Source organism: Novosphingobium sp. MBES04, from assembly GCF_000813185.1.
GTDB classification, from domain to species: Bacteria; Pseudomonadota; Alphaproteobacteria; order Sphingomonadales; family Sphingomonadaceae; genus Novosphingobium; species Novosphingobium decolorationis.
This window is the reverse complement of the sequence record NZ_DF850488.1, coordinates 881,059-894,798: the sequence shown is the minus strand read 5'-3', so window position 1 is coordinate 894,798 and position 13,740 is coordinate 881,059. Positions and strand designations below refer to the sequence as shown.

Genomic DNA, 13,740 nt, shown 5'->3' with positions numbered 1-13,740 from the left:
GCAATTGAACTCCACCAACTGGATGCGTCTACAACCGTTCAGCGTCCGGTAAACTGAGGCACTCGCTTTGCGACGAACGCGTGGACCGCTTCCAGCGAATCCGTGGTTTTCGAGGCCCGATTCATTTCGGCCGCCTCTAACCTCAATGAGGTCACCAGACCGCTCTCGAAGGCAGCAAGTTGCAGGCGCTTGGCGCCCGCATAACCATGCGTAGGACCGGTCGAGAATTGCACCGTCATGCGCTGCGCTTCGTCCAGCAGGCTCTCGCCCGGAACTACTTTCTCGACCAATCCCCAGGCCAAGGCTTCATCCGAACCGACCACGCGGTTGGTCAGGATCATGTCGCGTGCGCGTCGTCCGCCCACTGCGCGCGGCAGGAGCCAGCTGATGCCGAAATCCCCCGCGTATCCAAGGCCGGTGTGGGCCGCCACGAATTTCGTCCCACTTGCGGCAATCAGGTAGTCAGAGGCCAATGCTAGTCCGAGGCCGCCTCCAGCGACCGCGCCTTGTACGGCGCAGACCACCGGGAATGGCAGGCTGGCGAATTGAGGAATCATGCGTTCGACCACCCTCAATTCGTCATCGACCAAGGTAGACAACGCTTCGCCTGCTGCCGCCATTTCGTCGATGTCGCCGCCGCAACTGAACATCCGGCCCTCGCCGCGCAGCAGCAAAGCGCGAATCGAGCCGTCACGTTCGACGTCTGCAATGACGCCAGCTAGCACGTTGACGACAGACGTGCTCAGCGCATTCTTTTTCTGAGGCGCATTGAGTGTGATGGTCGCAACAGCACCATGCTTTTCGAGAATGACAGAATTTTCGGACATGACGCTTCCTGATGGGCCAAGATTTCAGGCGTCAGCGCGGCGCCATGCGAATAGCGCCATCCACCCGAATGGACTCGGCGTTCATGTAGCCGCAGGTGACGAGAAACTCGACGGCCTGCGCGAATTCATCGGGATCGCCCAAACGCTTGGGAAAGGGCACGCTGGCCGCCAGCGCCTGCTTGACGTTGTCCGGCAGGCCCAGCAGCAATGGTGTTCCGAAGATCCCCGGCATGATGGTGTTGACCCGGATCCCTTCGTCCATCATGTCGCGCGCAATCGGCAAGGCCATGCCCACGATGGCAGCCTTACTGGCAGCATAGCTGGCCTGGCCAACCTGGCCATCCTGTGCGGCGGCCGACGCAGTGTTGACGATGGCGCCGCGGTCGCCATCGGCCAGCGGCGCGAGCGTCAACATGCCCGCGGCTGACTTGGCGATGCAGCGGAAGGTGCCCACTAGGTTGATCTGAATGATGCGATTGAAACGATCTGTTGGGCATGGGCGGATTTCGCCGGTTTTCTTGTCGCGGCTGACCGTCTTGACGGCATCGGCAGTACCGGCGCAGTTGACCAGAATGCGTTCCTGTCCAATGGCCGCGCGGGCCTTGGCGAAGGCGGCGTCCACTTGCTCCTCGGACGTCACGTCCACGTTGCAGTAAACACCGTCAAGTTCGCTGGCCAACGCCTGGCCGATGGCTTCGTTCATGTCAAAGATGGCGACTTTGACACCATGGCTGGCCAAGCGCCTGGCCGTGGCAGCTCCTAGGCCGGAAGCGCCCCCGGTGATGACGGCGGAGATGTCGGAATTGAGTTGCATGATTTTTGCTCGATGGATGAGAGACAGGCGCTATTGGCCCGTGAAGTGGGGGAGGCGCTTGCCGAGGAATGCGGCTTGCCCCTCCAGGTTGTCGGCCGAATGCAAAGCGACGAGGAAATTACGCTTCTCATGCTCCAGGCCTTGCGCGAGCGGAGTTTCAAAGCTGGCCAGTGCCGCATCTTTCGCCAGTGCCACGGCCAGCGGCGAATTGGATGCAATCCGGTTGGCCATCGCCAACGCCGTCGGCAGGGCCTGGCCGTCAGCCGTCACCTCGGCGACCATGCCCGCATCGCAGGCTTTGCGGGCGTCGATGAAATCGCCGGTCAGCAGCAGGGCCATAGCCTTGGACTTGCCGATGGCATGGATCAGACGCTGGGTGCCCCCGGCCCCGGGAATGGCGCCCAGCTTGACTTCAGGCACGCCGAACTTGGTGGACTCGCCAGCGATAGCAATGTCACAGGCCAACGCCAGTTCCGTGCCGCCGCCCAGCGCGAGCTTTTCCACGGCTGCGATGACGGGCTTAGGGAAGCGCTCCAGTTCCGCCCAGAAGTGGCCACCTGCCGCCGCACGGTCGCCCAGCAGCGGTTCGGCGCGCAGAGAGTCGAAGGCCGTGATGTCGGCCCCTGCACAAAACACGCCCTCGGCGCCGGTGATGATGACCGCGCGTACGGCATCGTCGTCGCGCAGTTGCACGAGCTGTGCACGCAGGCCATCGAATACTGCGCGGTTCAAGCTGTTCTTCGCGCGCGGGCGGTTGATGATCAAGGTGACGATGGCGCCTTCGCGGCTGACGAGCACTTCGCTGGCTTCGCTCATGGTGGCCTCGTTCATGCCAGGCGCTCGATGATGGTGGTGTTGGCCGTGCCCGAAGCCTCGCAGATGGTCTGCAAGCCATAGCGGCCGCCTCGGCGCTCCAGCTCGCACAGCAGGTCGGTGAGCATGCGCGCGCCAGTGGAGCCCAGCGGATGGCCGATGGCCACCGAGCCGCCATTGACGTTGAGGCGGTCGTCCGGAATGCCGAATTCCTGCTGGAACATCAGCGGCACGCCGCCGAATGCCTCATTGACTTCAAACAGGTCGATGTCGGCCGGGGTCAGCCCCGATTCCTTCAACGCCTTGCGGGTGGCATCGAGCACAGCAGTGAACTGGATGACAGGGTCGGCTGCCGCCACTGCGGTGCTGACGAAGCGCGCACGCGGCTTCAGGCCGTGCTGCTGGGCGTAGGCGCGGCTGGCGATCAGCAGCGCGGCGGCGCCGTCGCTGATCTGCGAGGAGTTAGCAGCCGTTGTAGCGCCGTCTGCGGCAAACACGGGCTTAAGCGTAGCCATCTTCTCGGGGTTGGGGTCGGCGCGCATGCCCTCGTCGGCGGTGACGAGCGGGCTGTCTGGGTCGGTCGGATCCTCATGCAGCCGCACGAGTTGGTCTTGGACACGACCAGCCCGCGAAGCCTCAATGGCGCGCCGATGGCTGCGCACGGCGAAGGCGTCCAGCGCCTCGCGCGTGAGGCCGAAGCGCTTGTTCATCAACTCCGACGAAGCGCCTTGCGGTATCAGCGGGTTGCCCTGGTAGCGCGCCAGCTCACGCGGGCTGTATTGCGCGCCGAGCGGCGCGCCGGGCTTGAATGACGGCGGCATGGGCGCCTGCGACATCGACTCTACCCCGGCGCCGATGGCCAGTTGGTAGGCGCCCGCTTGAATACCGTGCACGACAAAGCTCACCGCCTGCTGGCCGGAGCCGCATTGCCGGTCGACCGTCACCGCCGGGACGGATTCTGGCAGCCCCGCCGCCAGCACGGCATGCCGGCCCAGATTGCCGTGCTGCTGGTCCCACTGCAGCACGCAACCGACGATCACATCGTCCAGATCGGCGGGGTTGATGCCGGAGCGCTCGACCAGCTGACGCAGCGTCTCACCCAGCAGATCAACGGGGTGCCATTTCTGCAAGCGCCCGCCGCGCTTGCCCACGGGGGTGCGCAGCGCACCGACGATGACGGGTTCATGGTCATTCATGTTGTTTTCCTGTAGCAAAAGGTTGGCTCACTCGGCGTAGCGGTCCGCATGCTCAACGCGTATGCGCTTCTTGTCGAGCTTGCCGACGCTGGTCTTGGGGATGGCTTCGACGAACAGAACCTGGTCCGGCAACTGCCACTTGGCGAACGCGCTGCTCAGGTGTTCCTGCAGTTGTTCCTGGGTCGCCTGCTGACCGGGCTTCAGCACCACCAGGGCCAGCGGCCGTTCCTGCCACTTAGCATGCGGAATGCCGACCACTGCGGCGTCACGCACAGCCGGATGGCCCATGAGCAGGTTCTCCATGTCAATGGATGAGATCCATTCACCGCCGCTCTTGATCACGTCCTTGATGCGGTCGGTAACCTTGAGGTAGCCGTTCTCGTCCACCGTGCCGACATCGCCCGAGCGCCACCAGCCGCCCTCCAGGAAGCGGTCGCCTGAATCCGGCATGTCGTGATAGCTGGTCGTGATCCAGGGGCCGCGCAGGCAGATCTCGCCAGCCGACTGTCCGTCGTGCGGGAGGTCCTGGTCGTCTGCATCGAGAATGCGGATGTCCACCCCGGTAAGGATCAGGCCCTGCTTGCGCTTGAGGTTCCACTGCTCGTCCTGGGTCAGGCGCTTCTTGAGCGTGGACTTGAGGCGGTTGACCGCCACCAGCGTCGTGGCTTCGGTGGCGCCGTAGCCGTGCACCACCTCGGCACCCGTCAGTTCGTAAAAGCCGATCATCATCGACAGAGGTGGCTCGGTGGCGCCGGACAGCATGCGCATGCGGCTGAAGTCCGGCTTGACCGGCAACGTCTCGATGTACTGCAGCATAGGCTGGAAGATGGCCGGTGCGCCGTTGGTGATGGTCACGCCCTCGGCGATCATGGTGTCGACCAATGGCTTGGTGTCCTCGGCGGCGTAGCGGCCCGGCAGCACGATCTTGTCGCCCAGCAGCGTGGCCGCCTGCGGCAGGCCCCAGCACTGCCCGTGGAACATGGGCGTGATGAGCATGACGCAGTCGTCCAGCGTCATGCCCATGTTGGTGGCCATGCCCGTGGAATGCAGGTAGATGCCGCGGTGCGAGTAGTACACGCCCTTGGGCTTGCCCGTGGTGCCGGTGGTGTAGCAGGCGCTGTAAGCCGAGGTTTCGTCGATCTCGGGCCAGTCGATCTTGGCGTCGGCGGCGGCCAGCAGGTCTTCGTAGTGCAGCAGCGGCGCCAGCGTGGTCTTGACCTGGTCCAGCGGCTTTTCGGTCATAACGATCCAGCCCTTGATCTGGGGCGAGTTCGCTGCGACGGATTCGGCAATAGGCAGCAATGATTCGTCCACGCAAACGTAGGACACGTCGCTATGGCCGACAACGTAGCCCAGGTCCTCGGGGCCCAGGCGCAGGTTCATCTGCAGCATGACCGCGCCCAGGCCGGGGATGGACCAGTACAGCTCGAAGTGGCGCCGGCTGTTCCAGTCCAGGACGCCGACCCGGTCGCCCGGCTCGACGCCGAGCGCGCGCAGCGCATTGGCGCTGCGGCAGACGCGTGCGTAGCAGTCGGCATAGGTGTAGCGGTCCCAGCCGCCGCCGGGTGTGCGATACACGATCTCCTGATCCCCATGGGTGCGTGCAGCGTGGCGGATCAGCGTCGTGGTGTTCAGTTGGCGCTCGTTGCCCGTGGTGGACGGGCAGCCGCGGACAGGCTTGGTGGGCTGGACGGTTTCGGTCATGTGCTTGTCTCCTAGGTAGTTGTGTCGAGTGCCTGGAACCGTGGGGCCGGGGCCGCTTCGATGGCGCCGGAGGGGGTGATCTGGTAGATGCCCCGTGCCGCGTTATGCGGATGCTGCACCGACTCGGCGAGGCTGAGCACGGGTGCAAAGCAAGCGTCGCTGCCTTCGAGCAGCGCGCACCAGTGCGCTCGGGGCTGGCTGCGGATGAGGGCTGCGATGCGCTCTTTCAGCGCCGGCCACGTTGCCGTGTCGTACTGGTCGGCAGGCTCCACGTCCGCCAGGCCCAGCTTCGACAGCAGCAAGGCGTAGAAAGGCGGCTCGATCGCGCCGAGGCTGATGAAGCCGCCGTCGGCGCAGGCGTACACGTCATAAAACGGCGAATCGTGAAACGGACTCGGCTGCGCGCCATCGATCTGCCCATTGGCGCGAATCCAGTGCACCAGGGTGCCCAGCATTGCCACGATGTCAACGATGGCGGCGTCCACGACCCGGCCGCGGCCGGTGGCGCGCGCATCGACCAGCGCGCAGGCGACGCCGAAAGCCATGCCCAGCGCCCCGGCCGCGTCCCCGAGTACCGTGGGCGGAACGATGGGCGCTTGCCCTTTGTGTGCCGACAGCGACAGCAGGCCGGTCAGCGCGACGTAGTTCATGTCGTGTCCGGCGGCCTGGGCGAGCGGGCCGTCCTGGCCCCAGCCCGTCATGCGGCCGTAGACCAGCCTGGGGTTGCGCGCCGCACACTCGGCGGGGCCGAAGCCCAACCGTTCCATCACACCGGGGCGAAAGCCTTCGATCAAGGCGTCTGCCTGAGCGATCAGGTCCAGGGCACGCGCCTTGCCTTCGGGCGACTTCAGGTCGATGACCTCGACCGTCTTGCCGCGGCGCAGCGGGTTCTCCACCGCCCCGCCCAGCCGCCGCGCCGCAGCGGCCTGCTCGGCGCGTGTCAGCGTAATCACCTCGGCGCCCATGTCAGCTAGCATCCTGGCGGCCAGCGGGCCTGGCCCTATGCCCTCGAACTCCACCACGCGGACGCCGTGCAGCGGCATCTGCAGCGTATGCAACGTGTGCGACATGTTCACAGCTTCCTCGAAACCAGGTCTTTCAGGACCTCGTTGGCGCCGCCATAGATCTTCTGCACTCGCGAAGCGGCATACATCCGCGCGATCGGGTACTCGGCCATGTAGCCGTAGCCGCCGAACAATTGGAGGCATTCGTCCACCACGCGGCACTGCTGCTCGGTGCACCACCACTTGGCCATATAGGCGGCCTCGTTATCCAGCGTGCCGTCCAACAGGCGCTGGGTGCAGTCGTTGACGAAGCTGCGCACCACATGCGCGGTAGTGGCCACCTCAGCCAGTTTCTGGCGCGTGAGCTGCATATCGAAGAGGGGCGCACCGAAGGCCTTGCGCTGCTTCGTGTACTCCACCGTGACGGCCAGTGCCTGCTCGATAGTGGCGGCCGCCGGCACGGCAATGAGCATGCGCTCGTAGGGCAACGCGCCCATCAACTGCCCGAAGCCCTTGCCTTCGACCTCGCCCAGCAGTTGGTCGGCTGGCACGCGCACGCCGTCGAAGAACAACTCCGCCGTGTCCGATGCCTGCATGCCGATCTTCTCCAGTAGTCGGCCAACGCGAAAGCCGGGCAGATTCTCGGTTTCCAGCACAAACAGCGACACCCCCTTGCTGCCCGCGCCGCTGGTGCGCGCCGCGACGATCAGCAGGTTGCCAGTGAAGCCGTTGGTGATGAAGGTTTTGGCGCCGTCGATCACGTAGTGGTCTCCGTCACGGCGGGCCCGGGTGGAAATGGCCTTTAGATCCGAGCCGCAACCCGGCTCGGTCATCGCGATGGCGGCCAGCATCTCGCCGTTCGTCACCTTGGGCAGCCAGCGCTGCTTTTGCGCTTCCGTGCCGAAGTCCAGGATGTAGTGCGAAGCGATGGTGTGCACCGCGATATTGACTGGCATCTCGGCCTTGGCTAGCTCGTCCTGCACCACCAACTGGTAGGCAAGGCTGGCGCCGGCGCCTCCATAGGTCTCGGGCATCTCGGGCAGCAGAAAGCTCATCTCGCCGAATGGACGCCAGACCTCGCGCGGGATGTAGCCCTGACGGCGCCATTCATCGAGCCGGGGCGTGAATTCGGCGGCAACGTAGCGGCGCACCTGCTCGCGAAATGCGTCGATCTCGCCGTCCATCCAGGCGTGGCGATAAAGCTGTGGCAACATGAGAGCGTCTCCTTATATGTTGGCTTCTGTCCCCGCATCGGACGTTCCGCGCAGTGCCACTGCCGAAATGTTTTGGGGATGACACAATCGTAGTAATTGGCCCTTGCAAGGGCGATGGCGGATTACCTCAATCAACTGACAATTAACTTCTTTCGGCCTATGCGACCGGCGTTGGCCCCTTAGATCACACGCCATGCTGGAACCCGTCTTAACCGCTCCCATCTTTGCCGTGCATGGCCTGCTGGACGGTGCGCGCGGCAAGGGGCTGGCCACGCCAGAATGGCTGGTAGGTGTGCTGGGGCGCGCGGGCATCAGTGAATCGCTGCTGGAGTTGGAGGAGTCGCGCGTGACCGTGGAGCAGTTCAACGCGCTGTTCATCGCCGTCAAGGACAGCCTGAACGACGAGTGCCTGGGCTACCTGCATGGGCGGCCGATGCGCCCGGGCAGCTTCGCACTGATGGTGCGCAGTGCGTTCACTGCCCACTCATTGTCGTTCGCCCTGCGCCGCCTGGGTGAATCCTTTGCTTTGCTGCAGGACGATGTGGCGCTAGTCCCCGTGACTGAGGGCAGGCTGACGGGTGTCGCGCTCGATATGCGTGGCGGCCCGGGCGCGCATGCCGACTTCCTGCACGCACATCTGCTGCGCGTGTTCTGGCGACTGCTGGTATGGCTGCACGGCGGCCGACTGGTGCCGCAGCGCTTCGACTTCAACTTTGCGCCGCCACCTCACGCGCAGAACTACCAACGCATCTTTTCCGGCACGTTGTGCTTTGGGCAGCCGCGCACGGCCGCCTGGTTCGACGCCGATGCCTTCAAACAGCCGGTGCGGCGCGATCGGGACGCGCTGCAGTCCTTCCTGCGCGCCACGCCAGGCAACGTGGTGGGGCCGTACCTGAACGAGCGCAGCGCCAGCGCGCGGGTCCGCATGGTGCTGCAGCGGGCCAGTCCCGAATGGCCTGATCTGGCCGTCACTGCGCAGCGCCTGCACATGTCGGTGAGTGCGTTGCAGAGGCACTTGGCCTCCGAGGGCACTTCTTTCCAGGCGCTAAAGGACCAACTGCGGCGCGACATGGCGATCGTACGCCTGACCAGCAGCGAAGCCTCGCTCGCCGCCATCGCCGCTGACCTGGGCTTCACCGACAGCACCGCCTTCCAACGCGCCTTCAAGGTCTGGACCGGCAGCGCGCCGGGAGCCTACCGTGCCCGCTCGCGCACCAAGCAGTACCTTACATAGAGGTATCCGACCAATTTCAGCTTGGCCGCCGAGGAGATCGGCGCCTTCATGGCTACCGGGGCCGTGGCCTGCTTCGGGCGAGGCTCTTGTGCGCTCAAGAGACTGTTGACCGCCGTTGGGGGTTGCACCGACGGCAGCGCAGTGACTGGCTGCGCCAGGACGCAGACGTTTTCCGTCAGCCTATCGAGGTCATTCGTCATTGTCACTTGTCAGTGCTGACCTTAAGCTAAAAATGAACTCGCACAGCATAAGAGTGATGGCTGTGCACCATTGAAGCGGCATTGCCAGAATGTAAACCAAGCATCATGACCGACGCAGCCCCGGCACTCTCGTATCCGTTCTCTCATCTCCCGCTGCCTGGTCAAGCCATTGAAATCAAGCCAGGTGTGCTGTGGCTACGCATGCCGCTGCCGTTTTCCCTGGATCACATCAACCTCTGGGTATTGAGCGATGGTTCTGGTTGGGCGGTCGTGGACACCGGAATTCGTAGCGTGGACGTAATGAACGCATGGTTCGCCTTGTTCGCTCCTCAGGGGCCGCTAGCAGGCCGTCCTGTCTCCCGTGTAATGGCGACGCACATGCACCCGGATCACGTGGGCATGGCGGGATGGTTGACACGTCGCTTCGAATGCGCGCTGTGGATGACACGAGACGAGTATTTAAGCTGTCGGGTGATGCTTGCCGATTCAGGGCGGGAAGCGCCAGTCGATGGTGTTCGCTTCTACCGGAGAGCCGGATGGAGCGACACCGAGGTCGATGAGTATCGCACTCGGTTTGGTGACTTCGGCAAAATGATTCATCCTTTGCCTGACAGCTTTGTACGGCTCACGGATGGTCAGATGTTGCGGATCGGGAATCAGGAATGGGAGGTCATTGTTGGCACAGGACATTCTCCCGAGCACGCGTGCTTTTACTCGCGCGAACTGGATTTGCTGATATCGGGAGATCAGGTTCTTCCCAGGATCAGTTCCAATACCTCCGTGTACGCCACCGAGCCGCATGCTAATCCTTTGCAGGGCTGGCTCGACTCCATCGACCGATTGCTGCAACGCGTACCTGGGAGCGTCTTGGTTCTGCCTGCCCACAACGAACCTTTCTATGGCCTGCACCTACGGTTGGAGCAACTACGTGCGAGCGCCGTGAAAGGCACAGACCGTGTCAGGCAACAACTTGCGCAGCCTTTAAGGGTCATCGACCTAGTTCGCGTCTTGTACCGTTCGTCCACTGTTGCGGAGCAAATGCACCTCAACCTCGCGACCGGAGAGACACTCGCCCACCTGAACTATCTCGACCAGCGTGGGGAAATCGTGTCTGCAGAGGATGAAGACGGCGCCATGCGCTATCGGCTCGCCTGATGCGCTAATTTGCCCTCAAGGATGTAGAAGCAACCCAATCAAGCCCAGTCATTGACTGGGTTCTTTGTGGGGGGGTGTTTCGAGAGCAATGGGTATTTGCACCAGCGCGCCGTGTATGGCCTTCGGTCCTTTGAACACCTTGTTTGCGAACTGGTCTTGAAGTGGCACCTTTCACAGATGCTCGACAGGGTTCATCTCAATTTTGCTTGACGCTTGACCTCTTGGCGCACTTGACGGGGCCCTCAGAAAGGGGCCGTTTGTCATTCGATCGGGGCGCTTCGTCATCGCGGATTGCTGCACCGGCACCTACGATTCCTTGCGTGCGCTGGACGATATGTAGCGGTGCGGCGATGACCGCCGTCCCCACGATCCGGAGCCAAGTTCAAAGGAGACAAACACGTGTGCCAAATCGACATGCAGAAGCTCGCCGACGACGCTCGCTTCAACCGCTTTCATGCCAAGGTGCTTCTATGGTGCCTGTTGATTCTCATCATTGACGGCTATGACATCGCCGTGGTGGGCATCGCCCTGCCGTCCATCATGCAGCAGATGGGCGTGAACGCATCGACTGCCGGTTTCATGGCCAGTTCGGCGCTGTTTGGCATGATGTTCGGTGCTATGGTTCTGGGCACGCTGTCCGACCGGATTGGTCGTCGCTGGGCCCTCTCCATTGGTGTCATGCTGTTCAGTGTGTTCACTGCGGCCGCCGGATTCACCAAGGACCCCATCAGCTTCAGCGTGGTGCGCTTCATTGCTGGCTTGGGGATTGGTGGCGTGCTCCCGGTCATCGTGGCACAGATGGTCGAGTATTCGCCCAAGAAGATCCGCAGCCTGATGACGGCACTGATGACTTCGGGCTACGCACTGGGCGGCATCCTGGCTGCGGTGCTGGGCAAGCAACTGATCGGCGAGTATGGCTGGCAGGCCGTGTTCATCGCGGCGGGGGTGCCCGTGCTGCTAGTTCCGTTCATCCTGAAGTTGGTGCCGGAGTCCATGACCTACCTGATCGCTCAGCGTCGCAATGGTGAGCTAGCCGAAGTGGCACGCCATCTCCAGCCGGGCGGCAAGCACCCGGCGGACGCCCAGTTCTTCGTGCCGGCAGCTGACCGCATGGCAGGTGCACCGGTTACCCGCCTTTTCCAGGACGGGCGGGGCCTGAGCACGGCGCTGTTCTGGGTCGCCTTCTTCTCGGGTCTGTTCATGGTCTATGCGCTCAGTAGCTGGCTGACCAAGCTGATGGCGATGGCTGGCTACAGCCTGGGGTCTGCCCTCAGCTTCGTGATCGCGCTGAATGTTGGCGCGATCATCGGTGCCGTGTGCGGCGGGTGGCTCGCCGACAAGTTCAACATCAAGTGGGTGCTGGTGGCGATGTATGCGCTGGGCGGCGTGCTGCTGTACCTGATGACGTTCCAGACCTTGACCGAGGTGCGCTATCTGATCATTGGCGCGGTCGGCGCCTGCACCACTGGTGCGCAACTGGTGGCCTATGCCTTCTGCGGGCAGTTCTACCCGATGTCCATCCGCTCGACCGGTATCGGCATGGCCTCCGGCGTAGGGCGCCTGGGTGCTATTGCGGCGCCTCTGCTGATCGGCCAGATCGTCGCACTGGAACTACCGCTGGAACAGAACTTCCTGGTGATCGGCGGTTTCGGAGTCCTCGGCGCAATCGCCCTGGCGTTTATCAAGTACGGCGGCCCGACGTCGGCGACTCCGCAAGAGGCCGTGCCAGAACTGCGCCCGTTGCAGCCGACACCGCAAAACGCTTGATCGCTACCATCAAAGGAGTCCGCCATGTCTGTCTATACCGCGCCCTTGCGCGACATGCTGTTCACGATGAAGGAAGTCGGAGGCCTGGAAGCGATCTGCGCCCAGCCCGGCCATGAAGAGACCACACCCGACCTGGTCGAGGCCATCCTGCAGGAGGCAGCCCACTATGCCGCCGGCGTGCTGGATTCACTCAACCGTACGGGCGATGTGCAGGGCGCGCGCTGGCACGATGGCGAGGTCACGCCCGCCGATGGCTTTCGCGAGGCCTGGTCCAGCTTCTGCGAGAACGGCTGGATTGGAATGCCGGCCTCCACAGAGTGGGGCGGTCAAGGACTGCCCACGCTGGTGTCCACCGCCGTGCTGGAGATGTGGAAATCGTCCAACCTGGCCTTCAGCCTGTGCCAGATGCTCACGCTCGGTGCCGTGGAGGCGATTGCCCACCACGGCAGCGAGGCGCTCAAGCAGCGCTTTCTGGAGCCCATGGTCGCCGGCCGCTGGACCGGCACCATGAATCTCACCGAGCCGCAGGCCGGATCCGATCTGGCCGCGCTGCGCAGCCGCGCCGTGCCCGAGGGGGATCACTACCGCATCAGCGGCAACAAGATCTTCATCACCTGGGGCGAGCACGACATGACCGAGAACATCGTGCACTTGGTGCTTGCCCGGCTGCCCGATGCGCCGCCGGGCGTGAAAGGCATCTCGCTGTTTCTGTGCCCGAAGTTCCTGGTCAATGACGACGGCTCCCTGGGCGAACGCAACGACCTGGCCTGCACCTCGATCGAGCACAAGCTGGGCATCCACGGCAGCCCCACGGCCTCTATGACTTTCGGCGACAACGGGGGCGCGATCGGTTATCTCGTCGGCGAGCCGCACCAGGGGCTGGCGTGCATGTTCACCATGATGAACCACGCACGGCTGAACGTCGGGCTGGAGGGCGTGGGCGTTTCCGAGCGTGCCTACCAGCATGCCCGGGCCTATGCGCTCGAGCGCGTGCAGGGCAAGCCGGCGCTGGCCGGCAGCAGCACCATCGCTGGCCACCCCGACGTGCGGCGCATGCTGATGGACATGAAGGCGCGCACCGAGGCCATGCGCGCGCTGGCCTATTTCTGTGCCGGCCAGATGGACCGCGCCGCCGGACACCCCGATGCGCAGGAGCGCGCGCAGGCACAGGCCCTGGTTGGCCTGCTGACGCCTGTGGTCAAAGGCTGGTGCACCGACAGCGCACAGGGCATCACCTCCGATGGCCTGCAGATTCATGGCGGCATGGGCTATATCGAGGAAACCGGGGCCGCGCAGTACTTCCGCGATGCCCGCATCACGACGATCTATGAAGGTACCACCGGCATCCAGGCCAACGACCTGATCGGCCGCAAGCTGGCACGCGAGGGGGGACGCACGCTGAAGGGCTTGTTGACACGTATCGACAGCGATGCGCGCCGGTTGATGGATGCGCGCGACCCGGAGCTCTCGTCCATCGGCGACGCGTTGATGAGAGCAGTTCGGGCTCTGGAGGACGGGGCTGACTGGCAGCTGGCCCACAGTGACGCGCAGCCGCAGGACTGCGCCGCGGGGGCGGTGCCTTTCCTGCGATTGGCGGGCACCGTGATCGGTGGCTGGCTGTCGGCGCGCATGGCCGAAGCCGCCACGGCGCAGTTGGCGGCGGATTCCAGCGATGCGGGCTTTCTGCGGGCCAAGCGCATCACGGCCAGCCACTATGCGACGCACATCCTGGTGGAGGCCTCCGCGCTGCGCGACATCGTGGTCCATGGCGCGGCCAGCACGTTGGCATTGTCGGACGACCAGCTCTGAGAG

Annotated in this window: 11 protein-coding genes; 4 read left to right on the top strand and 7 right to left on the bottom strand. The window is 63.9% G+C overall.

Features of this window, described 5'->3' with window-relative positions; all coding sequences use genetic code 11:
• Positions 1–38: 38 nt before the first annotated feature.
• From MBENS4_RS03975 to MBENS4_RS03945, 7 genes are read right to left on the bottom strand one after another with little or no spacing between them, the layout of a single operon-like run.
• Complete coding sequence (locus MBENS4_RS03975) at positions 39–827, bottom strand: enoyl-CoA hydratase/isomerase family protein (RefSeq protein WP_008642579.1); 789 nt, start codon at positions 825–827, stop codon at positions 39–41.
• A 31-nt stretch (positions 828–858) separates the two neighbouring features.
• Positions 859–1,641, bottom strand: coding sequence for an SDR family oxidoreductase (locus MBENS4_RS03970; protein ID WP_008642580.1), 783 nt, complete (start codon positions 1,639–1,641; stop codon positions 859–861).
• 30 nt (positions 1,642–1,671) lie between these two features.
• Positions 1,672–2,472 carry an enoyl-CoA hydratase/isomerase family protein gene (locus MBENS4_RS03965; protein WP_008642581.1) on the bottom strand — a complete coding sequence of 267 codons (801 nt, stop codon included), beginning with the start codon at positions 2,470–2,472 and terminating at the stop codon, positions 1,672–1,674.
• On the bottom strand, positions 2,469–3,650 hold the full coding sequence (locus MBENS4_RS03960; RefSeq protein WP_008642583.1) for a thiolase family protein: 1,182 nt from the start codon (positions 3,648–3,650) through the stop codon (positions 2,469–2,471). The genes MBENS4_RS03965 and MBENS4_RS03960 overlap by 4 nt, the downstream gene beginning before the upstream one ends.
• Before the next feature lie 27 nt (positions 3,651–3,677).
• On the bottom strand, positions 3,678–5,354 hold the full coding sequence (locus MBENS4_RS03955; RefSeq protein WP_008642585.1) for a long-chain-fatty-acid--CoA ligase: 1,677 nt from the start codon (positions 5,352–5,354) through the stop codon (positions 3,678–3,680).
• Positions 5,355–5,365: 11 nt separating this feature from the next.
• Complete coding sequence (locus MBENS4_RS03950; RefSeq protein ID WP_008642587.1) at positions 5,366–6,424, bottom strand: CaiB/BaiF CoA transferase family protein; 1,059 nt, start codon at positions 6,422–6,424, stop codon at positions 5,366–5,368.
• Between the two features lie 2 nt (positions 6,425–6,426).
• On the bottom strand, positions 6,427–7,572 hold the full coding sequence (locus MBENS4_RS03945) for an acyl-CoA dehydrogenase family protein (protein ID WP_008642589.1): 1,146 nt from the start codon (positions 7,570–7,572) through the stop codon (positions 6,427–6,429).
• Positions 7,573–7,765: 193 nt separating this feature from the next.
• Here MBENS4_RS03945 and MBENS4_RS03940 point away from each other — a divergent pair, with 193 nt between their 5' ends.
• The 4 genes from MBENS4_RS03940 to MBENS4_RS03925 all read left to right on the top strand — a co-directional run bounded on the left by MBENS4_RS03940 (position 7,766) and on the right by MBENS4_RS03925 (position 13,737).
• Positions 7,766–8,806, top strand: a complete 1,041-nt coding sequence (locus MBENS4_RS03940) for an AraC family transcriptional regulator (protein WP_008642592.1) — start codon at positions 7,766–7,768, stop codon at positions 8,804–8,806.
• 305 nt (positions 8,807–9,111) lie between these two features.
• Positions 9,112–10,161, top strand: a complete 1,050-nt coding sequence (locus MBENS4_RS03935) for an MBL fold metallo-hydrolase (protein WP_021025934.1) — start codon at positions 9,112–9,114, stop codon at positions 10,159–10,161.
• A gap of 399 nt (positions 10,162–10,560) precedes the next feature.
• Positions 10,561–11,928: an MFS transporter gene (locus MBENS4_RS03930; RefSeq protein WP_017234568.1), complete on the top strand. Its 1,368-nt coding sequence runs from the start codon at positions 10,561–10,563 to the stop codon at positions 11,926–11,928.
• Positions 11,929–11,952: 24 nt separating this feature from the next.
• On the top strand, positions 11,953–13,737 hold the full coding sequence (locus MBENS4_RS03925; protein WP_008642602.1) for an acyl-CoA dehydrogenase: 1,785 nt from the start codon (positions 11,953–11,955) through the stop codon (positions 13,735–13,737).
• Positions 13,738–13,740 lie beyond the last annotated feature (3 nt).